Source organism: Streptomyces sp. NPDC091287, assembly GCF_044768525.1.
In the GTDB taxonomy this organism is placed as follows: Bacteria; Actinomycetota; Actinomycetes; order Streptomycetales; family Streptomycetaceae; genus Streptomyces.
In genome coordinates this window covers 226,291-250,098 of sequence record NZ_JBIVUV010000001.1, presented here as the reverse complement: position 1 = coordinate 250,098, position 23,808 = coordinate 226,291, and the positions used below count along the sequence as shown (strand labels likewise).

At 72.1% G+C, this 23,808-nt stretch carries 21 protein-coding genes; 9 read left to right on the top strand and 12 right to left on the bottom strand.

The window, feature by feature from the left end:
• Positions 1-161: 161 nt before the first annotated feature.
• A complete protein-coding gene (locus ACIQRW_RS01015; RefSeq protein ID WP_403752526.1) occupies positions 162-1,799 on the bottom strand; it encodes an ABC-F family ATP-binding cassette domain-containing protein in 1,638 nt (545 codons plus the stop codon).
• A 124-nt stretch (positions 1,800-1,923) separates the two neighbouring features.
• Here ACIQRW_RS01015 and ACIQRW_RS01010 point away from each other — a divergent pair, with 124 nt between their 5' ends.
• Positions 1,924-2,847, top strand: a complete 924-nt coding sequence (locus ACIQRW_RS01010; protein ID WP_403752522.1) for an FAD-dependent oxidoreductase — start codon at positions 1,924-1,926, stop codon at positions 2,845-2,847.
• A gap of 157 nt (positions 2,848-3,004) precedes the next feature.
• Here ACIQRW_RS01010 and ACIQRW_RS01005 read toward each other — a convergent pair whose 3' ends face one another.
• The gene (locus ACIQRW_RS01005; RefSeq protein WP_403752520.1) at positions 3,005-4,771 is read right to left on the bottom strand and encodes a BCCT family transporter; all 1,767 of its coding nucleotides are present in this window, start codon (positions 4,769-4,771) and stop codon (positions 3,005-3,007) included.
• A gap of 73 nt (positions 4,772-4,844) precedes the next feature.
• Positions 4,845-6,230 carry a M14 family metallocarboxypeptidase gene (locus ACIQRW_RS01000; RefSeq protein WP_403752518.1) on the bottom strand — a complete coding sequence of 462 codons (1,386 nt, stop codon included), beginning with the start codon at positions 6,228-6,230 and terminating at the stop codon, positions 4,845-4,847.
• A gap of 246 nt (positions 6,231-6,476) precedes the next feature.
• Between ACIQRW_RS01000 and ACIQRW_RS00995 the strand changes: the two genes are divergently transcribed.
• Positions 6,477-8,036 (top strand): M1 family metallopeptidase, encoded by a 1,560-nt coding sequence (locus tag ACIQRW_RS00995; RefSeq protein WP_403752515.1) that lies wholly within the window; start codon positions 6,477-6,479, stop codon positions 8,034-8,036.
• 30 nt (positions 8,037-8,066) lie between these two features.
• On the opposite strand, the gene ACIQRW_RS00990 is transcribed toward ACIQRW_RS00995, so the two are convergent.
• Positions 8,067-8,966 (bottom strand): oxygenase MpaB family protein, encoded by a 900-nt coding sequence (locus ACIQRW_RS00990; protein ID WP_403752512.1) that lies wholly within the window; start codon positions 8,964-8,966, stop codon positions 8,067-8,069.
• 120 nt (positions 8,967-9,086) lie between these two features.
• A complete protein-coding gene (locus ACIQRW_RS00985) occupies positions 9,087-9,563 on the bottom strand; it encodes a macro domain-containing protein (protein ID WP_403752509.1) in 477 nt (158 codons plus the stop codon).
• A 132-nt stretch (positions 9,564-9,695) separates the two neighbouring features.
• Here ACIQRW_RS00985 and ACIQRW_RS00980 point away from each other — a divergent pair, with 132 nt between their 5' ends.
• Positions 9,696-10,427: a MerR family transcriptional regulator gene (locus ACIQRW_RS00980; protein WP_403752506.1), complete on the top strand. Its 732-nt coding sequence runs from the start codon at positions 9,696-9,698 to the stop codon at positions 10,425-10,427.
• 24 nt (positions 10,428-10,451) lie between these two features.
• On the opposite strand, the gene ACIQRW_RS00975 is transcribed toward ACIQRW_RS00980, so the two are convergent.
• The 4 genes from ACIQRW_RS00975 to ACIQRW_RS00960 form a co-directional block, all read right to left on the bottom strand.
• Entirely contained in the window at positions 10,452-12,623 is a 2,172-nt protein-coding gene (locus ACIQRW_RS00975) for a 3-hydroxyacyl-CoA dehydrogenase NAD-binding domain-containing protein (RefSeq protein ID WP_403752503.1), read from the bottom strand.
• Between the two features lie 214 nt (positions 12,624-12,837).
• Positions 12,838-14,052, bottom strand: a complete 1,215-nt coding sequence (locus tag ACIQRW_RS00970) for an acetyl-CoA C-acetyltransferase (protein ID WP_228925849.1) — start codon at positions 14,050-14,052, stop codon at positions 12,838-12,840.
• Between the two features lie 104 nt (positions 14,053-14,156).
• Entirely contained in the window at positions 14,157-15,299 is a 1,143-nt protein-coding gene (locus ACIQRW_RS00965) for an acyl-CoA dehydrogenase family protein (protein ID WP_403752500.1), read from the bottom strand.
• An 8-nt stretch (positions 15,300-15,307) separates the two neighbouring features.
• Positions 15,308-16,456: a CaiB/BaiF CoA transferase family protein gene (locus ACIQRW_RS00960; protein WP_403752497.1), complete on the bottom strand. Its 1,149-nt coding sequence runs from the start codon at positions 16,454-16,456 to the stop codon at positions 15,308-15,310.
• Positions 16,457-16,665: 209 nt separating this feature from the next.
• Here ACIQRW_RS00960 and ACIQRW_RS00955 point away from each other — a divergent pair, with 209 nt between their 5' ends.
• A complete protein-coding gene (locus ACIQRW_RS00955) occupies positions 16,666-17,856 on the top strand; it encodes a saccharopine dehydrogenase family protein (protein WP_403752494.1) in 1,191 nt (396 codons plus the stop codon).
• A gap of 29 nt (positions 17,857-17,885) precedes the next feature.
• Here the strand turns inward: ACIQRW_RS00955 and mmpA are convergent, their stop codons facing one another.
• The 3 genes from mmpA to ACIQRW_RS00940 form a co-directional block, all read right to left on the bottom strand.
• Positions 17,886-18,032 (bottom strand): morphogenic membrane protein MmpA, encoded by a 147-nt coding sequence (gene mmpA / locus ACIQRW_RS00950; protein WP_403752491.1) that lies wholly within the window; start codon positions 18,030-18,032, stop codon positions 17,886-17,888.
• Between the two features lie 81 nt (positions 18,033-18,113).
• Positions 18,114-18,551 (bottom strand): glutaredoxin domain-containing protein, encoded by a 438-nt coding sequence (locus tag ACIQRW_RS00945; protein ID WP_403752488.1) that lies wholly within the window; start codon positions 18,549-18,551, stop codon positions 18,114-18,116.
• Between the two features lie 70 nt (positions 18,552-18,621).
• Entirely contained in the window at positions 18,622-19,314 is a 693-nt protein-coding gene (locus tag ACIQRW_RS00940) for an endonuclease V (protein ID WP_403752485.1), read from the bottom strand.
• A gap of 94 nt (positions 19,315-19,408) precedes the next feature.
• Between ACIQRW_RS00940 and ACIQRW_RS00935 the strand changes: the two genes are divergently transcribed.
• From ACIQRW_RS00935 to ACIQRW_RS00915, 5 genes are all read left to right on the top strand, one after another.
• The gene (locus ACIQRW_RS00935; RefSeq protein WP_403752482.1) at positions 19,409-19,705 is read left to right on the top strand and encodes a YciI family protein; all 297 of its coding nucleotides are present in this window, start codon (positions 19,409-19,411) and stop codon (positions 19,703-19,705) included.
• A gap of 76 nt (positions 19,706-19,781) precedes the next feature.
• Positions 19,782-20,648: an alpha/beta fold hydrolase gene (locus ACIQRW_RS00930; RefSeq protein WP_403752479.1), complete on the top strand. Its 867-nt coding sequence runs from the start codon at positions 19,782-19,784 to the stop codon at positions 20,646-20,648.
• Positions 20,649-20,750: 102 nt separating this feature from the next.
• Positions 20,751-21,308 carry a hypothetical protein gene (locus ACIQRW_RS00925; RefSeq protein WP_403752476.1) on the top strand — a complete coding sequence of 186 codons (558 nt, stop codon included), beginning with the start codon at positions 20,751-20,753 and terminating at the stop codon, positions 21,306-21,308.
• Between the two features lie 240 nt (positions 21,309-21,548).
• Entirely contained in the window at positions 21,549-21,965 is a 417-nt protein-coding gene (locus tag ACIQRW_RS00920; RefSeq protein WP_026290062.1) for an SsgA family sporulation/cell division regulator, read from the top strand.
• 210 nt (positions 21,966-22,175) lie between these two features.
• Positions 22,176-23,807, top strand: coding sequence for an ABC-F family ATP-binding cassette domain-containing protein (locus tag ACIQRW_RS00915; RefSeq protein WP_403752473.1), 1,632 nt, complete (start codon positions 22,176-22,178; stop codon positions 23,805-23,807).
• The last annotated feature ends 1 nt before the right edge of the window (position 23,808 follow it).

Sequence of the window (23,808 nt, the reverse complement as noted above, 5' to 3'; positions counted from 1 at the left end):
GTGGACGGGGCGGATCCGGGGGGCTGGTGAGGGCCGGGATCCGGGCCTCAGGTACGGGGGGGGGGGGGGGGGGGGGGGGGGGGGGGGGGGGGGCGGGGGGGGCGGGGGGGGGGGGGGGGGGGGGGGGGGGCCCCCCCCCCCCCCCACCCCCGTGACTCCGCTCAGACTTCCTTGACCTGGCCGTCGGCCACCTCGATGCGACGGGTCGTGCGGACCGCCTCCAGCATCCGCCGGTCGTGGGTGACCAGCAGCAGGGTGCCCGTGTACGTCTCCAGGGCCGCTTCCAGCTGCTCGATGGCGGGCAGGTCCAGGTGGTTCGTGGGCTCGTCGAGCACCAGGAGGTTGACGCCCCGGCCCTGGAGCAGGGCGAGGGCGGCGCGGGTGCGCTCGCCCGGGGACAGGCTGGTCGCGGGGCGCATCACGTGGTCGGCGCGGAGGCCGAACTTGGCGAGCAGGGTGCGGACTTCGGCCGGTTCCGTGTCGGGCACGGCCGCGCAGAACGCGTCCAGCAGCGACTGCGCGCCGAGGAACAGCTTGCGGGCCTGGTCCACTTCGCCGACGACGACGCCCGAACCGAGCGTGGCGTTCCCGGAGTCCAGCGGCAGCCGCTCCAACAGGGCTGCCAGCAGTGTGGACTTGCCGGCGCCGTTGGCCCCGGTGATGGCGACCCGGTCCGCCCAGTCGATCTGGAGCGAGGCGGGGCCGAAGGAGAAGTCGCCGCGCGCCACTCGGGCGTCGCGGAGGGTCGCGACGACGGATCCGGAGCGCGGGGCGGAGGCGATCTCCATCCGCAGCTCCCACTCCTTGCGCGGCTCCTCCACGACGTCGAGACGTTCGATCATGCGCTGGGTCTGCCGGGCCTTCGCGGCCTGCTTCTCGCTGGCCTCGCTGCGGGCGTTGCGGCCGAGCTTGTCGCCGTCGGTGGCCTTGCGGCGGGCGTTCTTGACGCCCTTGTCCATCCAGGAGCGCTGCATATGGCCGCGCGCTTCGAGGGAGGCCTTCTTGTCGGCGTACTCCTCGAAGCCCTCCCGGGCGTGCCGGCGGGCGGTCTCCCGCTCCTCCAGGTAGGCCGCGTAGCCACCGCCGTACAGGTTGATCTGCTGCTGGGCGAGGTCCAGCTCCAGCACCTTGGTGACCGTGCGCATCAGGAACTCGCGGTCGTGGCTGATGACGACGGTGCCCGCGCGCAGCCCGGACACGAAGCGCTCCAGGCGCTCCAGGCCGTCGAGGTCGAGGTCGTTGGTGGGCTCGTCGAGCAGGAAGACGTCGTAGCGGGACAGGAGCAGCGAGGCGAGTCCGGCGCGTGCGGCCTGTCCGCCGGAGAGCGCGGTCATGGGCCGGTCGAGGCCCACGGTCAGGCCCAGCTCGGCGGCGACCTGCTCGGCCCGCTCCTCCAGGTCCGCGCCGCCGAGGGCGAGCCAGCGCTCCAGGGACTCGGAGTACGCGTCGTCCGCGCCCGGGGCGCCCGCGACCAGGGCCTCGGTCGCCTCGTCCATCGTGCGCTGGGCGTCGGCGACGCCGGTGCGGCGGGCCAGGAACGCGGACACGGTCTCACCGTCGTGGCGTTCGGGCTCCTGCGGGAGGTGGCCGACGGTGGCGGTGGGCGGGGAGAGCCGCAGCTCGCCCTCCTCCGGGCGGTCGAGCCCGGCGAGCAGCCGGAGCAGGGAGGATTTGCCGGCGCCGTTGACTCCGACGAGACCGATCACGTCACCGGGAGCGACGACGAGGTCGAGTCCGGCGAAGAGCGTGCGGTCGCCGTGTCCGGCGGCGAGGTCCTTGGCGACGAGAGTGGCAGTCATCAGGGTGTCGATCCTAATCGCCGGGGCTCCATGCCCGTCGCCCTGTGCCCCTGGTCTCCGGTTTCCGGCTTCCGTTAGCGTCCACGCAGCGACCGGGTGCACCGATGCGACAGGAGTGACCGTGATGACGGATGTGATCGTGGTGGGCGGCGGGGTCGTCGGTCTGACCACCGCCGTGACGCTGGCGGAGCGCGGACTACGGGTGCGGGTCTGGTCGCGCGATCCGGCCGGGGCGACGACGTCGGCGGTGGCGGGGGCCCTGTGGTGGCCGTACCGGATCGAGCCGGCGGAGCGGGTGGGCGACTGGTCGCTGGCGACGCTGGCGGTCTACGAGGAGCTGTCGGGCGCCCCGGAGGAGACCGGCGTACGGCGGGTGGCGGGGCTGCACGGCGGGGAGCGGCTCGCGGCGCTGGGCGACTGGTCGGCGGGGCTGAAGGACGCCGTGGAGGTGCCCGAAGGGCTGCGGGTGACCTTGCCGCTGCTGGACATGCCCGTCCATCTGGCGTGGCTGGAGCGGCGGCTCGCTGCCGCCGGCGGGGCGGTGGAGCGGCGGGCGGTGTCGGGGTTCGGCGAGGCGGCGGAGCGGAGCCCGGTCGTGGTGAACTGCACGGGGCTCGGGGCGCGCGAGCTGGTGCCCGACTCCGGGGTGCGGCCGGTGCGGGGGCAGTTGGTCGCGGTGGAGAACCCGGGGATCGAGGAGTGGTACACCGAGGCGGATCCGGCGTCGGCCGCGACGACGTACTTCTTCCCGCAGCCGGGCCGCCTGGTGCTGGGCGGTACGGCCGAGGCGGACGATCCGCGCACGGAGCCCGCCCCGGGGACGGCGCGGGAGATCGTGGCGCGGTGTGCGCGGATCCGGCCGGAGATCGCCGGGGCCCGGGTGCTCGGGCACCGGGTGGGGCTGCGCCCGGCGCGGGAGGCCGGGGTGCGGATCGAGGCGGAGGCGCTGCCGGGCGGCGGTCTGCTGGTGCACAACTACGGGCACGGCGGCGCGGGCGTGACCGTGGCCTGGGGGTGCGCGCGGGCGGCGGCGGCGCTGGTGGGCTGACCGGGGCCCGCCGGACACGGGACCGCCGGGTGGTGCGCGCGGGCCTGCCGGGAGCGGGGCCCGCCCGTGATGCGTGGGACACGACGTACCGGAGCCCGCGGCCTGTCGGCGGTCGCGGGCTCCGGTACGGGTACGGAACGGGCGGGCGGTTCCCCGCTCAGTCGGAGGGGCGCTTCTCCGTGGCCGTGGAGCCCGATCCGGTGGCGTCGGGCCTGTGGCGCTCGTCCGTGATGGTCGTGGTCCCGGGGCCGATGCGGATCTCGAAGTCGCCGTCGTACTTGGCGTGCCCCTCGATCACCGCGGACTCGACCGCCTCCACGCCGAACTCCTGGCGGACGATCTGCGGGTCCCTGCGCAGGTCCCGCATCAGGGCCACGCACATGCCGATCATGACGAGGGCGAAGGGGGCGGCCACCAGGATGGTGAGGTTCTGCAGCCCTTGCAGCGCGTTCTCCTTGCCGTCGCCGATGAGCAGCATGATCGCGGCCACGGCCCCGGTCACGACGCCCCAGAAGATCACGACCCACTTGCTCGGTTCGAGGACGCCCTTATGGGAGAGGGTGCCCATGACGATGGAGGCGGCGTCGGCTCCGGAGACGAAGAAGATGCCGACCAGGACCATCACCAGAATGCTCGTGAACGTGGCGATCGGGAACTCCTGGAGGACTCCGAACAGCTGCGCCTCCGGGGTCTCGGCGCCACCGAGCTTCCCGGCCTCGTCCAGCTTCATGGCCGAGCCGCCGAAGACGGCGAACCAGATCAGGCTGACGGTGCTGGGCACCAGGATGACGCCGCCGACGAACTGACGGATCGTGCGGCCGCGGCTGATCCTGGCGATGAACATGCCGACGAAGGGCGTCCAGGAGATCCACCAGGCCCAGTAGAAGACGGTCCAGCTGCCGAGCCAGTCGGCCACGTCACCGCCGCCGGTCGCCTCGGTGCGTCCGGCGAGCTGCCCCAGGTCGGTGATGTACGCGCCGAGGGAGGTGGGCACCAGGTCGAGCACGAAGATCGTCGGACCGGCGATGAAGACGAACACGATGAGCAGGAGGGCCAGCACCATGTTGATGTTGGACAGCCACTGGATGCCCTTCTCGACGCCGGAGACCGCGGAGGCGACGAAGGCGACGGTCAGCACGGCGATGACGGTGACGAGGAGTCCGGTGCCCGCCTTCTCCAGCCAGTCCAGTTCCTGGATGCCGCTGCCGATCTGGAGCGCTCCGAGGCCCAGGGAGGCCGCGGAGCCGAACAGGGTGGCGAAGATGGCCAGGATGTCGATGACGCGGCCGACACCGCCGTAGGCGTGACGCTTACCGATCAGCGGTTCGAAGACCGCGCTGATCGTCTGCCGCCTGCGCATCCGGTAGGCGCTGTAGGCGATGGCGAGCCCGACCACGGCGTAGATGGCCCAGGGGTGCAAAGTCCAGTGGAAGAGTGTGGTGGCCATCGCCGTCTGCATGGCCTCGGCCGAGTCGGCGGGGTCGGTGCCCGGCGGCGGGGTCCGGAAGTGTGCGAGGGGCTCGGCGACGCCCCAGAACATCAGCCCGATGCCCATACCGGCGCTGAACATCATCGCGATCCAGGAGATGGTCCGGAACTCCGGCTTCTCGCCCTCCTGGCCGAGGCAGATCTTCCCGTACCGGCTGACGGCCAGCCACAGGGCGAAGATGACGAAGGCGGACGCGGCCAGTATGAAGGCCCAGCCACCGTTGTGGATCAGCCCGGTGAGCAGCTTGCCGGAAACGGTCTCCAGGGAGTCGGTGGCGGTCGCGCCCCAGACGACGAAGGCGAGGGTGAGGACCGCCGTGACCCCGAACACCACCCGGTCGGTGGTCGGAGTCCTGGTACTGGGCGGTTCGGGGGGGAGGTCCGCCGTGACCGGCAGCACTTCCCGCCCGTCCGTTGTCTGGTCGTCCTGGGACACTCATGGCACCTTTCACCGAGTCTGAAAAACGCTCTCCGTAGGCAGTACCACACCTGCCCCGGATCTCGAAGGATCAACAAGCAGTTCTGGCTTGACCGTTTGTGAGGTGATATGTCGCCCGCTGATCGAGAAGCAGCGGAATCAGGTGTCGAGCCGACTGACGCAAGGGCACAAACGCGCCACCCTCCTCCGGTCGGGCAGTGACGCCGTGCAGGGCCAGCTCGTCCTTCACCGCCGCGTACTGGGCCGCGTCCAGCCGGTAGCCGCACGGCGGGTCGGCGAGGACCTCCGCGGGCTCGGCCGGGTCGTTGTCGGCGCCGCCGAGGTACACGGGCCCCCGGTCGGCGAGGCCGGTCAGGCGCGCGAGGGCGGTGGCCGTCCGGAGCCGGGCGCGCTGCTCGTCGGTGAAGGCGAAGAGACCGCCGAGCGCGGTCTGCTGAGAGTGGACCCGGCGCCGGTGGTTGAGCGCCTGATCGGCCTTCTCCGCGTCGCTCAGCGCGTCGATCCGGGACTCGATGAGCAGGCCGGCGGCGTGCTTGAGGCCGGAGGTGTTGCGCAGGATGCGTTCCTGGCCGTCGCCGGCGACCTGCTTGACGGGCTCCCCGGTGGCCGGGTCGGTCCAGATGCCGTAGTGGCCGTTGCTGTAGCCGCCCGCCGTCGCGGCGGGGCGGACGTACCGCTCGGAGAGGGTGCGCGAGACGTCGTGGACCCGGTCGTCGACGTTGAGATTCCGCGGCCACAGCGCGAACAGGTCCTTGTCGTAGTACGGCGGGGTCGCACCGTACTCGTGCAAGTCGTAGATCACCTGGGGTCGTTCGTCGCGTACGACGGTGGCGACGGCCCGCGCCTCGGCGGTCTCCAGGGCGATGTGGTCGCGGTTGACGTCGACCCCGTCGGCGTTGCCGCGGGTGTCGGCGGCGCGTCCGTCGGGGTTGGCCGTGGGCAGGACCAGCAGGGTCGTACGGGCCAGGAAGGCGCGGGTCGCCCGGTCCTCGGCGAACGCCAGGTCACGGATGGTGGTCAGACAGGCCTCGCGCCCGGCGGGCTCGTCCCCGTGCTGGCTGCAGATCAGGAGCACCGTGGTGGCCCCGGGGCGTTCCTGGCCGACGCGTACGAGCCGCAGGGGGCGGCCCTGACCGGTCGTGCCGACGCGGTCCACGGAGACCCGGTCGCTCCCCCGGTCCACCGCGGCGAGGAAGGTCCGCTCCTCCGCCTCGCCGGTCCAGCGGGCCCCCTCGCTCGTCTCGAACCCGGTGCGCGGCGGGCGGTGCGCGGCCTCGGCGGGCGCGATGGCGAACGGGAGGGCCAGCCCGGCGAGTGTCACCGCCACGGCCGTCCGGCGCACCGCTCTCGCCACGCGGCGCGCGGGCGCCGACTGGGGCCGGGCGGGGCCGACGACCGGCGCGAGCCACGGGTGCGGGCTGAGCATGCGAAGCGCGCGAGCGATGCGAGGGGTCATCAGCGGCCTCCGGAACATGGGGGGCGGGCGCCTTGACGCCCGTCCGGCTGTCGGCAATGTGCGGACGTTACCCCGGTCAACTCCTGGGCAACAGGGGTTGATCACTGCTGTCGTACGGGTCGTCCGTGACGACGGAATGGCGATCGTGTGACAGAGGTGCCCGGAACGGCACGTCCTGCTCCGCCCCGTGCATAGCCTCATGAAGACCGGTCGGAAAATCATCCGACCCGACCATGTGGAGTATGCGTGCACCGCAGATTCATCGTCCCCGGCGCACTGGCGGCCACCCTTCTGCTGGCGATCCCGGCAGTGGCCTCACCGGGCACCGTGGGCGCCCCGGGTATCGGCGACCCCTACTACCCGGCCGCCGGAAACGGTGGCTACGACGTGTCCCACTACGACCTGCGGCTGCAGTACCGGCCGACGACCGACCTGCTGGAGGGCACGGCGACGATCCTCGCCACCACCACGCAGGAGCTGTCCCGCTTCAACCTCGACTTCGGACTCGACGTCTCCGAGGTGCGGGTGAACGGCAGGACGGCCCGTTTCGCCACGAGCGGCGACCACGAACTGGAGGTCACCCCGGCGGCTCCCCTGACGAAGGGCAAGGACATCTCCGTCGTCGTCCGGTACGCCGGGAAGCCCTCCGAGCTGAAGATCAACGGCTGGACCGCGTGGGCCCGGACCCCGGACGGCGGTGTCGCGGCGCAGGAGCCGGAGTCGGCCGTGTGGTGGTACCCGAGCAACGACCACCCCCTGGACAAGGCGACCTACGACGTGTCGGTCTCCGTTCCGGACGGCACCCAGGCGATCAGCAACGGGGTGCTCCAGTCGCAGAGTTCGAAGCTCGGCTGGACCCGCTTCAACTGGCGCTCCGACAAGCCGCAGGCGACCTATCTGACGACGCTCGCCATCGGCAGGTTCGACATCACGACCGACAGGACGGCGGACGGCCTGCCGGTCCTGAACGCCTACAGCAAGGACCTGGGAGCCAACGCCGGTGCGGCCCGCGCCAGCATCGAACGGACCACCGAGGTCGCGGAGTGGCTGACCGGGGTGTTCGGCCCCTACCCGTTCAACGCGCTGGGCGGCTACGTGCCGAACGTGACGAGCGGCTTCGCCCTGGAGACCCAGACCAGGCCCTTCTACAGCCCCAAGCAGTTCGCGGGCGGCGCCAACGTATCGGTCGTCGTCCACGAGCTGGCCCACCAGTGGTACGGCGACAGCGTCTCCGTCGACGGCTGGAAGGACATCTGGATCAACGAGGGCTTCGCCCGCTACAGCCAGTGGCTCTGGTCGGAGAAGGAGGGCGAGGGCACCACGCAGGAGCTGGCGGACTACACCTACGCCCAGCACCCGGCCGACGACCCGTTCTGGAAGGTGAAGCCGGGCGACCCTGGCCCGGACAACCAGTTCGACATCGCCGTCTACGACCGGGGCGCGCTGGCCCTCCAGGCGCTGCGCAACGAGGTCGGCGACGCCGTCTTCTTCGAGCTGCTGAAGGGCTGGCCGGCCGAGCACGCGTACGGCAACGCGAACGTCGGCGACTTCGTCCGGTACGCGGAGCGGGTCTCGGGCAGGCCGCTCGCCTCGCTCTTCGACACCTGGCTGTACCGGCCGTCGCGCCCCGCGCTTCCGGCGGCGGCCGACGCGGGGGTCGCCGAGGGCGCGCTGTCGGCTCGGACGGCGGCGCGGGTCGAGCGCCCCGCCTCCTGGCAGAAGATCGCGGCGACGAACACCGTGCACGACCACGGTGACCACGGCGATGGGGCCGGCCGGGAACACCCGCGCCACGACCACCGCTGACCTGCCCCGGGGCGTCGGAGCGGCGGGCGTTCAGCCGTTCCGACGCGCCTCGGCGGTGCGGGCGCCCCGTCCCGCCGTACGCGACGCGGCGCGGGCCGCTCGCGCCCGGGGCAGATAGCGCAGCCGCTCCGGGAGGACGGGGACGACGACCCGCAGCACCGCGCACATCCGGCGCAGCCGCTTCTCCTGGTCCGGGGTCCACGGCAGGCCGATGGCCATCCGGGCGTCGGGCGGCATGAGCCCGATGGTGACGAACCGGCGGAAGCGGGCCAGCGGCGGCAGCAGCACCGGCCACAGCGCCCGCAGCAGCAGCCGGAGCGGCCACGGCCCCCGGTCCGGCGGCGGGACGGACTGGTCGGTGGCGACGAGTTCCCGGACGACGGCGGTCGCCTCGATCTCGCCCGCGAGCATCTTCTCCCAGTACGGCCAGAAGTCCTCGACCGTCTGGGGCATGTCCCGGTCGTGGATGCCCAGGATCCGGCCGACCTGGAGCCACTCCGCGTACAGGGCACGCTCCTGGGCGGGGCTCATGGGGCGGATCAGATACCGGGCCGCGTGCTGGTACACGGGGAAGCCGGTGGCGTGCACCCAGGCGTAGTTGGCGGGCGTCAGGGCGTGGTAGCGGCGGCCGCGGGTGTCGGTCCCCTGGATGGTGCGGTGCAGCACCCGCAGCCTGCGGCCCTCCGCCGCGGCCTCCGCGCCGCCGTAGACCCAGAGCTGGAGCGAGCGCAGCGAACGTTCACCGCGCCCCCAGGGATCCGTACGGAAGACGGAGTGCTCGTCGACGCCGGCGCCGACGGCCGGGTGGGCGACCTGGAGGGTGAGGGCGGCGGGCAGCATCAGCAGGGCGCGGATGTCCCCGGACAGGCTCCAGAGCACCCCGCCCGGCGGGGGCGGCTCGGGGTTCTTCGCTTCGGTCGCGCCGCTCATCCGTGCTCCCGCGGTCCCGGCGGGCCTGCCGTGCGCTGCCCGTCCCCTGTCCCTCTCCTCCATGATCCCTCGCCCCCGGGAGAACCCCTGGGGCGGGGTCGGGGGCCGCCGACGGCCCGGTCAGTCGTGGTCGTACACCGTCACCGGCAGGCCGGCGGATATCAGGCGCCGCTCGATCAGCGGCTCGATCCTGGCCCACTTGCCGCCCGCGAGCCCGCAGCCGATCCGGGGCATATGGACCGAGGCCCCCAGCTCGCCCGCCTTGAGGGCCACCGCGCCGAGCGCCGTGTCGATCGCCTCGTACCGCACGGGCACCCCCTTGCTGCCGGTGCGCATGCCCCGCTGACCGACCATGTTGGCCACCCAGAGGTAGGGCCCCACCTGCACGAACTGCGCCGCGCCCAGGGCGAAGCCGTTGCCCGCGCGCTCCCGGTGCCAGCGCCGGTAGGCGGCTTCGGGCTCCGGCCAGCGGCGGGAGAGGGCCAGGACGAAACCCTTGCCCCAGCCGCCCAGGTCGTTGCAGACGTGGGCGATCAGCTTGACGCCCTTGCCCTGCGGCGCGGTGGCGTCCCCCCGTACGTAAGTGATCTCCGACATGACCTCACCGTACGGGCCGGCACTGACAACGGGCCCGGGGTGGACTGCGGGGCGATGGTGCCGGAGACTTTCACAGTGTTGGTGAGACACCAGCACTGTCCGATACGCGGATTCGACCGGCGGGGAGCATTGATGGCGACGGGGACCGACGAGCCGACGCTCACGGTGGACGAGCTGGCGGCGCGGGCCGGTGTCACCGTGCGCACCGTGCGGTTCTACAGCACCCGGGGTTTGCTGCCGCCCCCGGTCATCGGGCCCCGCCGGGTCGGACACTACGGGCCGGACCATCTCTCACGGCTCGCGCTGATCGAGGAACTCCAGCAGCAGGGGATGACGCTGGCGGCGATCGAGCGCTATCTGGAACAGCTGCCGCCCGACCTGAGCGCCCACGATCTGGCGATCCACCGGGCGCTGGTCGCGTCCTGGGCGCCGGACCAGGCCGAGGACTTCTCCCCGGCCGAGCTGGAGCGGCGGGCCGGGCGGGCGCTGTCGGAGGCGGATGTGGAGCGGCTGGCGGCGATGGGGGTGCTGGTCCGGCCGCAGGAGGACGGCGGGGCGTACCGGGTGGATCTGGGGCTGCTGCGGCTCGGGGTGGAGCTGCTGGACGTGCCGATCGCGCACGAGACGATCCTGGCGGCGCGGACCGTTCTGCTGGAGCACACCCGCTCGGCCGCCCAGGAGATGACCCGGCTGTTCCGGGACGAGGTGTGGAACCCCTATCGGGAGCGTGAGGGCGACCCGGAGCACGTGGCGGCGATGAAGTCACTGTCCGCCGATATGCAACCGATCGTGGTGCAGGCGCTGGTGACGGCGTTTCAGCGATCGCTGAAGGAGGAGCTGCGGGCCGCGTTCACCGCCGAGTGACGGTGAACGCGGTGCACGAGCGCCTCAGTCGTGGAAGGTCTCGCCCTTCTCCGCCTTCTCCACCAGCAGCGCGGGCGGCAGGAAGCGGTCCCCGTAACGCTCGGCGAGTTCCCGGGCGCGGGCCACGAAGCCGGGCAGGCCGCCCTCGTACCCGTTGATGTACTGGAGGACGCCGCCGGTCCACGGCGGGAAGCCGATGCCCATGATGGAGCCGATGTTGGCGTCGGCGACGGAGATGAGGACGTTCTCCTCCAGGCAGCGGACACTGTCCAGGGCCTCGGAGAAGAGCATCCGCTCCTTCATGTCCTCGAAGGGCACATCGGCGTCGGGCTTCGCGAAGTGCTCGCGCAGTCCGGGCCAGAGGCCGGCCCGCCTGCCGTCCTCGTCGTAGTCGTAGAAGCCCGCTCCCCCGCTGCGTCCCGGGCGGCCGAACTCGTCGACCATGCGGTCGATGACCTCGTCGGAGGGGTGGCCGGGCCAGCTGCCGCCGGCCTCCTCCACCGCACGCTTCGTCTCGTCGCGGATCTTGCGCGGCAGGGTCAGGGTCAGCTCGTCCATCAGGGAGAGCACCTTGGCCGGGTAGCCGGACTGGGCGGCGGCCTGCTCGATCGACGCGGGCTCGACGCCCTCGCCGACCATGGCGACGCCCTCGTTGATGAACTGGCCGATGACGCGCGAGGTGAAGAAGCCGCGGGAGTCGTTGACGACGATCGGCGTCTTCTTGATGCGTCGTACGAGGTCGAAGGCGCGGGCGAGCGCCTCGTCGCCGGTGCGCTCGCCCTTGATGATCTCGACGAGCGGCATCTTGTCGACGGGCGAGAAGAAGTGCAGTCCGATGAAGTCGACGGGGCGCGAGACGCCTTCGGCGAGGACGGTGATCGGGAGGGTGGAGGTGTTGGAGCAGAGCAGCGCGTCCGGCTCGATGACGTCCCTGATCTCCTGGAACACCTTGTGCTTGAGGGCGGTGTCCTCGAAGACGGCCTCGATCACCGCGTCGCAGCCCGCGAGGTCGGCCGCGTCTCCGGTGGGGGTGATCCGGGCCAGCAGTTCGTCGCGCTTCGCCTCGGTCGTACGGCCCCGGGAGAGCGCCTTGGCGAGCAGTTTCTCGCTGTACGCCTTGCCCTTGGCGGCCGCCTCGGTGGAGACGTCCTTGAGGACGACCTCGATGCCGGCCTTGGCGCAGGAGTAGGCGATGCCCGCGCCCATCATGCCGGCGCCGAGGACGGCGACCTTGCGGACGGGTCGCTCCGGGATGTCCTTCGGGCGGTTGGCACCGGAGTTGACGGCCTGGAGATCGAAGAAGAACGCCTGGATCATGTTCTTGGAGACCTGGCCGGTGACCAGCTCGGTGAAGTACCGGGCCTCGATGGTCAGGGCGGTCTCGAAGTCGACCTGGGAGCCCTCGACGGCCGCCGCCAGGATGTTGCGCGGCGCGGGCATCGGCGCGCCCGCGAGCTGCTTCTTCAGGTTGGACGGGAAGGCGGGCAGGTTGGCGGCGAAGCGCGGGTTGGACGGAGTGCCGCCGGGGATCTTGTAGCCCTTGACGTCCCACGGCTGCTGGGACTCGGGGTGGGCGTCGATGAAGGCGCGGGCCTTCTCGGTCATCTCCTCGCGGGTGGCGGCGACTTCGTGGACGAGGCCGTTCTCCAGGGCGCGCCGCGGCGTGTACTGGGTGCCCTGGAGCAGCACCTTCAGCAGGGCGTCGGCGATGCCCATGAGGCGGACGGCCCGGGTGACGCCGCCGCCCGCCGGGAGCAGGCCGAGAGTGACCTCGGGCAGGCCGATGCGGGAGCCGGGGGCGTCGAGGGCGACGCGGTGGTGGCAGGCGAGCGCGATCTCGTAACCGCCGCCGAGGGCCGCCCCGTTGATGGCGGCGACGACGGGCTTGCCGAGGGTCTCGATGCGGCGGAGCGAGGCCTTGATGGCGTTGCCGGCGTCGAAGGCGTCCTGGGCGTTCTCCGGGCCGACCTTGATCATGTCCTTGAGGTCGCCACCGGCGAAGAAGGTCTTCTTGGCGGAGGTGTAGATGATGCCGCGGATGGAGTCCTTCTCGGCCTCGGCGCGGTCGGCGACGGCCGCGATGGAGTCCTTGAAGGCCTGGTTCATCGTGTTGGCCGACTGGTTCGGGTCGTCGAGGACGAGGGTGACGACGCCGGTCTCGTCCTGTTCCCAGCGGATGGTCGTGCTCTCGGTCATGTCGGTGTCTTCTCCGTAAGCAGGTGGGGCCGGCCAGGGCCTGTCGTCAGACTGCCGTCGTCGCCCGGAGGGCGGCCGCGCGGCGTCTGGTGCGTGCGATCGCAAGGCGCTGGAATGGTCTTGTAGCGGAGCTACCAGGGCATTTCGGCAACGCCGCGAGTGTGCGTGCCAGGCGTCGCGCGGCAGGCGGCAGTTTGACGACAGGCCCTGGAGGTCAGATGCGTTCGACGACGGTGGCGACGCCCATGCCGCCGCCGACGCAGAGGGTGACCAGGCCGAACCGCTGGTCGCGGCGCTCCAGTTCGTCGATGACGGTGCCGAGGATCATCGCGCCGGTCGCGCCGAGCGGGTGGCCCAGCGCGATCGCGCCGCCGTTGACGTTGACCTTGTCCAGGGAGAGGCCCATGTCCTTGACGAAGCGCAGGACGACTCCGGCGAAGGCTTCGTTGATCTCGACGAGGTCGATGTCGTCGATGGTCAGCCCGGCCTTGGCGAGCGCCTTGCGGGTGGCGGGGGCGGGGCCGGTGAGCATGATGGTGGGCTCGGAGCCGGAGACGGCGGCGGAGACGATACGGGCGCGCGGGGTCATGCCGTAGCGCTCGCCGACCTCCTTGGAGCCGATGGCGACGAGCGACGCGCCGTCCACGATGCCGGAGGAGTTGCCCGCGTGGTGGACGTGGTCGATCTTCTCGACCCAGTGGTACTTCTGGAGGGCCACCGCGTCGAAGCCGCCCATCTCGCCGATGCCCGCGAAGGAGGGCTTGAGCGCGGCGAGGGAGTCGGCGGTGGTGCCGGGGCGCAGGTGTTCGTCGTGGTCGAGGACGAGGAGGCCGTTGCGGTCCTTGACGGGGACGACGGAGCGGGCGAAGCGGCCGTCCTTCCAGGCGGCGGCGGCGCGTTCCTGGGAGAGCGCGGCGTACTCGTCGACGTCGCGGCGGCTGAATCCCTCGATGGTGGCGATGAGATCGGCGCCGATGCCCTGCGGGGCGAAGCCGGTCTCGAAGCTGGTCATCGGGTCCATGGCCCAGGCCCCGCCGTCGGAGCCCATCGGCACCCGGGACATGGACTCGACGCCGCCGGCGAGGACGAGGTCCTCCCAGCCGGAGCGGACCTTGGCGGCGGCCAGGTTGACCGCTTCCAGGCCCGAGGCACAGAAGCGGTTCTCCTGGACCCCGGCGACGGAGTCGGGCAGGCCGGCCGCGATGGCGGCGATACGGGCGATGTCGGAGCCCTGGTCGCCGAGCGGGCTGACGACGCCGAGGACGATGTCGTCGATGGCGGCCGGGTCGAGGTCCGGGAAGCGGCCCCGGATCTCGTGGATGAGACCGACGACCAGGTCGATCGGCTTGGTCCCGTGCAGGGCGCCGTTGGCCTTGCCGCGGCCGCGCGGGGTGCGGATCGCGTCGTAGACGAATGCTTCGGTACTCAAGACAGCTGCCTTTCGAGGGTGGTTGGACTGGTACCTGTCGTTGAACCGCCGTCGTCGCCCGAAGGGCGGCAGTTTGACGACAGGCCCTGGGGGCGCCGGGGGGCTCAGGCGAGCAGCGAGCGGCCGATGATCTCCTTCATGATCTCGGTCGTGCCGCCGTAGATGGTCTGGACGCGGCCGTCGGTGAACGCCTTGGCGACCTTGTACTCGCTCATATAGCCGTAGCCGCCGTGGAGTTGGAGGCAGCGGTCGGCGACGCGCTTCTGCAGTTCGGTGGCCCACCACTTGGCCATGGAGGCGTGGACGGCGTCCAGGACGCCGGCGGAGTGGTCGACGATGCACCGGTCGAGGAAGGCCCGGGTGACGGCGCACTCGGTGGCCATCTCGGCGATCTCGAAGCGGATGTGCTGGAGCTTGGAGAGCGGACGTCCGAACGCCTCGCGCTCCTTGACGTACCGGGTGGTGATCTCCAGCAGGTGTTCGGCGGCGGCGATCCCGGCGACCGCTATGCCCATGCGTTCCTGGGCCAGGTTGGTCATCAGGTGGATGAACGCGCCGTCGCGTGTCCCGAGGAGGTTCTCCTTGGGGACGCGGACGTCGTCGAAGAACAGTTCGGCGGTGTCCTGGGACTTCTGGCCGATCTTGTCGAGGTTGCGGCCGCGCTCGAAGCCCTCCGCCCCGCGTTCGACGACGATCAGCGAGAGGCCCTTGGCCCCGCCGGCGGGGGTGGTCTTCGCGACGACGACGACCAGGTCGGCGAGGATGCCGTTGGAGATGAAGGTCTTGGAGCCGTTGAGCAGCCAGTGGTCGCCCTTGTCCTCGGCGGTGGTGCGGATGCCCTGGAGGTCGGAGCCCGCGCCGGGCTCGGTCATCGCGATCGCGGTGATGGTCTCGCCGGAGCAGAACCCGGGCAGCCAGCGCCGCTTCTGCTCGTCGGTGGCCAGGCCGGTGAGATAGGGGCCGATGATGTCGTTGTGCAGGCCGATCGCGAGTCCGGGGGCCCCGGCCCGGGTGAACTCCTCGGCGAGGACGGCGCTGTAGCGGAAGTCGTCGCTGCCGCCGCCTCCGTACTCCTCCGGGACGGCGAGCCCCAGCAGTCCCGCGCGTCCGGCGGCGAGCCAGGCGTCGCGGGAGACGATGCCGTCCTGCTCCCACTGCTCGTAGTACGGGAGGACCTCCTTGGCCAGGAAGGCCCGGACGGTCTCGCGGAAGGCGTCGTGCTCCTCGGTGAAGATCTGCCGTTGCACGGGGGCTCCTAGTAGGTGTCGGTTGATTCGGCGGGCCGCAGCGCGGGGACGTCCCAGTCCGCGGCGACGGCGGCCGTGTCGGCGCCGGGCAGGGCGGGCCCGCCGCGTACGGAGACGGGGGTGGCCGAGAAGCGCGGAGCCGGGGCGGGCTGGGTAAGGCCGCTGTGTTCGACGAAGGTGGAGCGGGCGACGAGGTGCGGGTGGTGCGGCGCTTCGGTGAGCGAGAGCACGGGGGCCACGCAGGCGTCGGTGCCGTCGAAGACCTCGGTCCACTCGGCGCGCGTACGGCTCAGGAAGCGCTCGGTGACGGCGGCGCGCAGCTCGTCCCAGCGGGCGAGGTCCCACCGGTCGGGGAAAGCGTCCGCGACGCCGAGGAGGCCGGCGAACTCCGCGTAAAACTTCTCCTCCAGCGGGCCGACCGCCATGTGGCCGCCGTCGGACGTGGCGTAGGTGCCGTAGAACGGGCAGCCGCCGTCGAGGAGGTTCGTGCCGCGCCGGTCCTGCCAGCTCCCGGCGGCCAGCATGCCGTGGATCATCGTGGCGAGATGGGCCGCGCCGTCCACGATGGCGGCGTCGACGACCTGCCCCTCACCGTGGGCGCGGGCGTGCTGGAGGGCGGCGAGGACGCCGACGACGAGGTAGAGCGAGCCGCCCGCGTAGTCGCCGACGAGGTTGGCGGGGACCACGGGCGGTTCGTCCGGCTTGCCGATCATGGACAGGGTGCCGGTGAGCGCGAGGTAGGCGATGTCGTGTCCGGCGCGCTCGGCGAGCGGCCCGTCCTGGCCCCAGCCGGTCATCCGGCCGTAGACGAGCTTCGGGTTGCGGGCGAGGCAGGCGTCGGGTCCGACGCCGAGGCGTTCGGCGACGCCGGGGCGGTAGCCCTCGACCAGGATGTCGGCGCGTTCGACGAGGTCCAGGACGCGGGCCGGCCCCGCGTCGCTCTTGAGGTCGAGGAGGACGGAGCGCTTGTTGCGGTTGGTGAGGTCGGAAGCGGGATCGATGCCGAGCCCCGCGCCGCCGGGACGGTCCACGCGTACGACGTCGGCCCCGAGGTCCGCCAGCAGCATCGCCGCGAACGGTCCGGGGCCGATGCCCGCCAGTTCGACGACGCGGACACCGGTCAGCGGACCGTGCCCGGGCCTTGGGCCTTTCGCCATCTGTGAGCCCCCCAGAGGTGTGACACAACCGATGTAACATCAGTGATGCTAAGAACGTGCCCCGCTCCGCACAACCCCTCGGGCCGAGCAAGCGCTTAGTTTTTTCCCTCGATCCTCTCGCATCCGGCCTGCCCGGCCGGGCGCCGCCACGTCGCTCTCCGCTAACCTCTGCCTGCCACGTCGGCACCCGGCTCGCAGCGGAGGTACTCGTGAACAGGCAGAACGACGCGACACGCCCCTTGGACGTCGTCCTCTTCGGTGCCACCGGCTTCGTGGGGACGCTCACGGCCGAGTACCTGGCGGCCCACGCCCCCGCCGGCCTGCGCTGGGCGCTGGCCGGTCGCAGCCGGGCCAAGCTGGAGGGGCTGCGTGCGCGGCTCACCGCGATCGCACCCGGCTGCGCGGAGCTGCCGCTGCTGGAGACGGACGCGGACGACGCGGAGGCCCTGGCGGAACTGGCCGCCTCCACCCGGGTGGTGGCCACGACGGTGGGGCCGTACATCCGTTACGGCGAGAAGCTCGTCGCCGCGTGCGCGGAGGCCGGGACGGATTACGCGGACCTCACGGGCGAGGCGGAGTTCATCGACCGGACCTACCTGGAGCACGACACACGGGCCCGTGAGACGGGGGCGCGCATCGTGCACGCCTGCGGCTTCGACTCCGTCCCCCACGACCTGGGGGCGTACTTCACCGTCCAACAACTGCCCGAGGACGTCCCCCTCACCGTCGACGGCTTCGTCCGTACCGACGCGGTGTTCTCCGGCGGGACGTTCGCCTCGGCACTGACCGCGATGGGCCGGGGCCCGCAGCTGCTGGCCGCCGCCCGGGAACGCCGGCTGCACGAACCGCGCCTGGTGGGCCGACGGGTCCGCACCCCGGTGGGCTCCCCGCACTTCAGCGGGTCCGTCGGCACCTGGGCGCTGCCGCTGCCGACGGTGGACCCGACGATCGTGGGCCGCTCGGCGCGGTCGCTGGAGCGGTACGGCCCCGACTTCCGCTACCGGCACTTCGCCTCGGTCAAGACGCTGCCGATGGCACTCGGCGCCCCGGTGGCGATCGGTGCGCTGGTGGCCGCCGCGCAGGTGGAGGGCGTCCGGGAGTGGCTGATGGGGCGTTACGAGCCGGGGCAGGGGCCGGACGAGGAACGCCGTGAGCGGAGCTGGTTCACCATCCGCTTCGTCGGCGAGGGCGGTGGACGGCGCGTCTTCACCGAGGTGTCGGGCGGCGACCCGGGTTACGGGGAGACGGCGAAGATCCTCGCCGAGTCGGCGGTGTGCCTGGCCCTGGACGAGCTGCCGGAGACCTCGGGGCAGGTGACCACGGCGGTGGCCATGGGCGACGCGCTCCTGGACCGGCTGACGGCGGCGGGACTGCGGTTCCGGGTGGCGGCGGTGCGGTAGCCGGCGCCCCGGGGGCCGACCGGGGGCGTCTAGAAGATCCAGCCGGCCAGCGTGTAGAGCATCGCGCCCAGCCAGACAAGGCCGACGGCGCTCCCGAGCAGCATGCCGAGGGCCATACGGCGCTGAGCGGGGTCGAAGGGCGCGGCGGTGCGGACGGCTGCACGAGAGGCGTTCATGCGTTCTAGCCTGCCCAGCTGTACGGATCTACGCCATCCGTACGGGTACTCAGTTGCAAGACTGTTCCACGCCCGGGACCGTCACGCGGCGGGCGGCAGCTGTTCGCGTACCCACGACGGGTCCGGATTGGTGTGCGGCCGGTCCGCCACGAAGACGGTCGGCACGGTCTCGTCGCCGCCGTTGGCCGCCCGCACCTCGGCCGCTCCGGCCGGATCGCGCCAGATGTCGACCCAGTGCAGCCGGGAGGCGTCGCGGCCCAGCCGGAGGCGGAGCCGCAGACAGTACGTGCAGCCCGGACGCCAGTAGACGACCGGGCGGCCGTCGGCCGCGCTGCGCCGCCGGGCCTCGGCGGCGGGGACCGGCCTCGGGAAGACCAGGGGCGAGGTCATCCCGGCGAACAGCACGAACAGCACGAGAAGTGCGGCCGCCATGACGGGGTCGCCGCCGCGGGCGGACCCCGTCGCGACGGCGGCGCCGCTGAGCACCAACAGGACCGGCGACATCCACACACGCGTCATGACGACGCACGCTATCCCCGCGCGACCCCGCCCATCGAGGCGGGCCGCCCGCCGGGGCCTCGGGGCCGCGTCAGGCGGTCGCTTCCCGCAGGGTCTGCCGGCACAGGGCGTCCGCCCGGCGGGTGCTCTCCGGCTGGCGGAACCGGCCGGCGAGGCGGAGCGTGTGGGCGCAGGCGTTGTCGAGGCTGATGCGGTGGCCCACCGAGACGAACACCGGGTTGGTGTTCTCCTGGGTGCGCAGCGCCCGGCCGACCACCTCTTCGCCGTCCAGCAGCGGCGAGAAGTCGCCGCGCCGGGGGCCGGGGGCCTCGTACGTGAACGTGAACGGGTTCTTGCCGACGCCTATCACCGGCAGACCGGTCAGCACGCCCAGGTGACTGGCGAGTCCGAAGCGGCGCGGGTGCGCCAGACCGTAGCCGTCGCAGATGACGAGGCCCGGGTCGACGCTCAGCCCCTCCAGGGCCTCCAGCGCCGTCGGGATCTCCCGGAAGGCCAGCAGCCCGGGGACGTAAGGGAAGGTGATCCGGCCGACGGCGGTGGCCTCGTCGATCGTCTCCAGGGTCACGGCGTCCAGCACCACGGCCGCCGCGACGACGACGTCCTTCACGTCGTCGTAGGCCACGTCCACCCCGGTGACCAGCCCGGTTCCCGGCTCCGGTCCCGCCTCGTCCAGGATCACCCGGCCGCGCAGCCGGTCCTGGATCTCCCGGCCCTCGGCTTCGTCGGCGGGGGTCTCGTGGGCGGGGTTGGGGGAGGTCGTCATGTCCGGAAGCTTATGCGGTGACGGGTCGGCGTCCGTTACGCGGTGCGCGGTGGGGCCCCGGAGCGGGCGGCCGGAATCCCGTAGCCTGACGATCATGTTCGTACTCGAATTGACCTACACCGCTCCGGTCGAACGCGTCGACGCGCTGATGCGGGAGCACATCGCCTGGCTCGACGAGCAGTACGCGGCGGGCGTCTTCATCGCCTCGGGCCGCAAGAACCCCCGGGACGGCGGAGTGATCCTGGCCGTCGGGGAGGACCGGGCGGAGATCGAGAAGACCGCGGCGGGCGACCCGTTCGCCGAGCACGGTGTGTGCGCGTACCGGATCACCGAGTTCATCGCCACCAGGACGGCGCCCGGACTCGCTCCGTACCAGCAGCCGTTGCCGTAGCGGGCGGCCGGGCCCCGTCCGCTCCCGGTCCGGACGCGGCCGATGAGTTTCCGGGGCGGGGGCGGTCTGCACGGGTATGGAAACGTACACACTCAAGACAGCCGGCGCCGACCTCGTCCACGACGTTCGCGGGCCCCTGCCGACCGCTGACGGCCGCCCGCCGTTGTTCATGATCGGGCAGCCCATGGACGCCACCGGGTTCGTCGCGCTCGCGGCGCGCTTCCCCGGGCGGACCGTCGTCACTTACGACCCGCGGGGGCTCGGCCGCAGCATCCGTAAGGACGGGCGGACCGACCACACGCCCGAGACCCAGGCCGACGACGTGCACGCGGTCATCGAGGCGCTCGGGGCCGGGCCGGTCGAGATGTTCGCCAGCAGCGGTGGGGCGGTCACCGCTCTCGCCCTCGTGGCGCGCCACCCCGGCGATGTGACCACTCTCGTCGCACACGAGCCCCCGCTCATCACGCTCACCCCGGACGGCCCGGCGGCCGTCCGGGCGCGGGCCGGGGTCCGGGACGCGTACGAGACGCGGGGGTGGGGGGCCGGGATGGCCGCGTTCGTGGCGATGACCTCGTGGGAGGGCGAGTTCACCGACGCGTACTTCGCACAGCCCGCGCCCGATCCCGCCGCGTTCGGCATGCCCACCGAGGACGACGGCTCGCGCGACGACCCGCTGCTGTCCGACCGGTCGTGGGCGATCAGCGACTACCGGCCGGACGTCGACGCCCTCGCCGCGGCCGCCACCCGCGTGGTGATCGCCGTGGGCGAGGAGTCCCGGAGCGTGCAGACCGGGCGGACGTCCGCCGCGACCGCCGAACTGCTCGGGCAGCGGGTGACCGTCTTCCCGAGCCATCACGGCGGCTTCCTCGACGGGGAGTTCGGCTATCCGGGGAAGCCGGACGAGTTCGGGCAGCGGCTGCGGGAGGTACTCGACGCCTCGTGAGGCTCCGGTACCTCGGGCGGCGACCGCACCACAGCCCCGGCTCCGACACCGCGAAAGCGGCAAGACCCGAAACCTGGCAGGAGCCTCCTCGTTGCGCGGGGTATGGCACGCAAACAAGCAGACCCGACTGCCCGACGGGCACGTGAGGCGGCCCGCAGGGCGGCGGCCGCGCAGCGCATCGGACCCCGCCCGCTCAGAGCACCGCGCCCGCGCCGGCCGAAGCTCCTGTTCGACCTCCAGCCGCCCGGGGTCTTCTACACCGACTGGGAGATCCCCGTCGGCACGGACACCGGGGTCATGGGCCAGGTCATCGACCAATTCGGGGCCGACTCCGCCGAGGCCGCCACCATGCGGATCCTGTTGTACTTCCGGAGAATCTACGGTCCGAACATCCCGCTGGGCGCGATCGGGCAGCTGGAACTTCTGCTGGACGAGACGGATCTGCTGACGCGGCTCTCCCCCGGGCCGGACGTCACCGCCGACGATGCCCGTGAATCGGTGCATTTCCTGCACGCCCACGGCAGGATCCTCATCGCCGACGACGGCTCCCTGTGGATGACGGTCCCTCCGGGAACCCCGAACTCCGCGCCGGACGGCACGTGGTCGTTCGTGGAACAGAAGGTCCGGGCACCGGCGGAACGCGTCGACGCGGCCACCTGACCTCACGCCGTCCGGCCCCGAGGCCCGGGCGCGGCCGCCGGTGTGATCGCGGCCGGCCCGGCCCGTCCGGGGTGCGTCGCCGCCGAACGGGCAGGAGAGCGGGGGTGCGCGAGGTCCGGGCGGGACCGGCGGGAGCCGGTGACGCAGCTCACGCCGCGCGCCGGTGCACGAAACGAGGAGTTCCGTCGTCTACTCCAATGCCGGGAACCGTTCACCCGGCCGCGCGAGAGGGAGCAGGTCTTGTCCAGCGTTATCGAGCAGTCCGTGCAGGCCCGCATGGTCGCGTCCGCACCGCGGATGGAGACCCTGCCCGCCACTCTTCAGTACGACCGCCAGTACCCCTTCGCCGTACGCATGGCGTTCCCGGCCCCAGCGACCCTGGAAGGCACCGAGGTGTCCTGGGAGTTCTCCCGCGAGCTGCTGACCACCGGGGTGGACTCCCCCGCCGGGCAGGGAGACGTACGCGTACGGCCGTTCGGGTACGAGCGGACCGTGCTGGAGTTCCACGCCCCCGAGGGCATCGCCATGGTCCATGTGCGCACCGAGGAGCTGCGGCGTTTCCTCCAGCGGGCGCAGGAGCTCGTTCCGATGGGCGACGAGCACCGGTATCTGGACCTGGACCGGGGTCTGACCGATCTGCTCGGCGGTCCTCGCTGACCTCGTAAATCCGGTTGCCGGGCCCGCGCCCCCGGCCCTACCTTCGTGACGGTTCCTGTTGTCGTCGATCGGAGTGGGACGTTGCTGATCTGAGGTCCTGTGCACACCGTGCAGCGCCCGCCGCGCCTTGCCGCGGCCCGGAGCGCCCGTGTGCGATCTCAGCTTCCGCCGACCGTCCCTGTCGTTCCCGACGTACAACGGGAGATCCGCATGTCTACCACCGACACCCACATCAGCTGTACCTCCCTCGCCTTCTCCTGGCCCGACGGCAGCGAGCTCTTCACCGGTCTCGACCTGGCCGTGGGGCCCGGCCGCACCGGTCTCATCGGCCTCAACGGCTGCGGCAAATCGACCCTGTTGCGCCTGTTCGCCGGTGACCTCGCCCCCCAGTCCGGTGTGATCAGGACCCGTGGCGAACTCGGCTACCTCCCCCAGAACCTGATCCTGGACACCGCGCTGCGGGTCGACGAGGTGCTCGGCGTCGCCGACCGGCGCACGGCGCTCGACGCGGTCGAGTCGGGCGACGTCCGGCCCGAGCACTTCGCGGTGATCGGCGACGACTGGGACATCGAGGAACGCTCCCTCGCCACCCTGGACGGGCTCGGCCTCGGCCACATCGGGCTCGACCGCGCCATCGGGGAGATGTCCGGCGGCGAGTGCGTCCTGCTGCGGCTGGCCGCTCTGCTGCTGGCGCGGCCCGGGGTGCTGCTGCTGGACGAGCCGACGAACAACCTGGACGCGTACGCCAGGCGGCGCCTCTACGACGCGGTCGACGCCTGGACCGGCGCGCTGCTCGTCGTCAGCCACGACAGGGAGCTGCTGGAACGGGTGGACCGAATCGCGGACCTGCGCGAGGGTTCGGTCACCTGGTACGGCGGGAACCTGTCGGCGTACGAGGAGGCGCTCGCCGTCGAGCAGGAGGCGGCGCAGCGCATGGTGCGCGTCGCCGAGTCGGACGTACAGCGTCAGAAGCGGGAACTGGCCGACGCCCACATGAAGTTGGCCCGGCGCAAGCGCTACGGGCAGAAGATGTGGGACACCAAGCGCGAGCCCAAGGTCGTCATGGGGCAGCGCAAGCGCTCCGCGCAGGAGTCGGCAGGCAAGCACCGCATCCTGCACACGGAGCGGCTGGCGGCTGCCAGGGAGCGTCTCGACGAGGCGGAGCTGGCGGTGCGGGAGGACGAGGAGATCCGGGTCGAGCTGCCGGGGACCCGGGTCCATCCGGGCAGCGAGGTGCTGCTGCTGCGCGATCCGGTGCCGCCCTACGGCCCGCCGCTACGCGGCGAGTTGATGGTGCGGGGTCCCGAGCGGATCGCGCTGACCGGTCGCAACGGGGCGGGCAAGACCGCACTGCTCCGGTTGATCGCGGGGCAGCTGACGCCCGCCTCGGGCGAGGCGACCCCCTTGGTCGCGACCGGGTTCCTGCCGCAGCGGCTGGACGTGCTGGACGACGCGTCGTCGGTGGTGCGGAACGTGGCACGGTCGGCTCCCGACCACACGGACAACGCCGTACGGGCACGGCTGGCCCGTTTCCTGTTCAAGGGGGCGGCGGCGGACCGCCCGGCGGGGACCCTTTCGGGCGGGGAGAGGTTCCGGGCGACGCTGGCGATGCTGCTCCTGGCCGACCCGCCGCCCCGGCTGCTGCTGCTCGACGAGCCGACGAACAGCCTCGACCTGGCGAGCGTACGGCGGCTGACCGAGGCGCTGGAGGCCTATGAGGGGGCGTTGATCGTGGCGAGCCACGACGTGCCGTTCCTGGAGTCGATCGGGGTCACCCGCTGGCTCCGGCTCGACGGCGGGCTGTCGGACACGACGGCCCGGGCGGTGCGCGACGGCCGCTGAG

What these genes read in the sequence shown, in the direction of transcription:
- ACIQRW_RS00935 (WP_403752482.1), top strand. Translation starts at nt 19,409, where the DNA reads ATGTTCGTACTCGAATTGACCTACACCGCTCCGGTCGAACGCGTCGAC.
- ACIQRW_RS00985 (WP_403752509.1), bottom strand. Translation starts at nt 9,563, where the DNA reads ATGTCGGAGATCACTTACGTACGGGGGGACGCCACCGCGCCGCAGGGC.
- ACIQRW_RS01010 (WP_403752522.1), top strand. Translation starts at nt 1,924, where the DNA reads ATGACGGATGTGATCGTGGTGGGCGGCGGGGTCGTCGGTCTGACCACC.
- ACIQRW_RS00980 (WP_403752506.1), top strand. Translation starts at nt 9,696, where the DNA reads ATGGCGACGGGGACCGACGAGCCGACGCTCACGGTGGACGAGCTGGCG.
- ACIQRW_RS00915 (WP_403752473.1), top strand. Translation starts at nt 22,176, where the DNA reads ATGTCTACCACCGACACCCACATCAGCTGTACCTCCCTCGCCTTCTCC.
- ACIQRW_RS00930 (WP_403752479.1), top strand. Translation starts at nt 19,782, where the DNA reads ATGGAAACGTACACACTCAAGACAGCCGGCGCCGACCTCGTCCACGAC.
- ACIQRW_RS00960 (WP_403752497.1), bottom strand. Translation starts at nt 16,456, where the DNA reads ATGGCGAAAGGCCCAAGGCCCGGGCACGGTCCGCTGACCGGTGTCCGC.
- ACIQRW_RS01000 (WP_403752518.1), bottom strand. Translation starts at nt 6,230, where the DNA reads ATGACCCCTCGCATCGCTCGCGCGCTTCGCATGCTCAGCCCGCACCCG.
- ACIQRW_RS00925 (WP_403752476.1), top strand. Translation starts at nt 20,751, where the DNA reads ATGGCACGCAAACAAGCAGACCCGACTGCCCGACGGGCACGTGAGGCG.
- ACIQRW_RS00945 (WP_403752488.1), bottom strand. Translation starts at nt 18,551, where the DNA reads ATGACGCGTGTGTGGATGTCGCCGGTCCTGTTGGTGCTCAGCGGCGCC.
- ACIQRW_RS00940 (WP_403752485.1), bottom strand. Translation starts at nt 19,314, where the DNA reads ATGACGACCTCCCCCAACCCCGCCCACGAGACCCCCGCCGACGAAGCC.
- mmpA (WP_403752491.1), bottom strand. Translation starts at nt 18,032, where the DNA reads ATGAACGCCTCTCGTGCAGCCGTCCGCACCGCCGCGCCCTTCGACCCC.
- ACIQRW_RS01015 (WP_403752526.1), bottom strand. Translation starts at nt 1,799, where the DNA reads ATGACTGCCACTCTCGTCGCCAAGGACCTCGCCGCCGGACACGGCGAC.
- ACIQRW_RS00975 (WP_403752503.1), bottom strand. Translation starts at nt 12,623, where the DNA reads ATGACCGAGAGCACGACCATCCGCTGGGAACAGGACGAGACCGGCGTC.
- ACIQRW_RS00990 (WP_403752512.1), bottom strand. Translation starts at nt 8,966, where the DNA reads ATGAGCGGCGCGACCGAAGCGAAGAACCCCGAGCCGCCCCCGCCGGGC.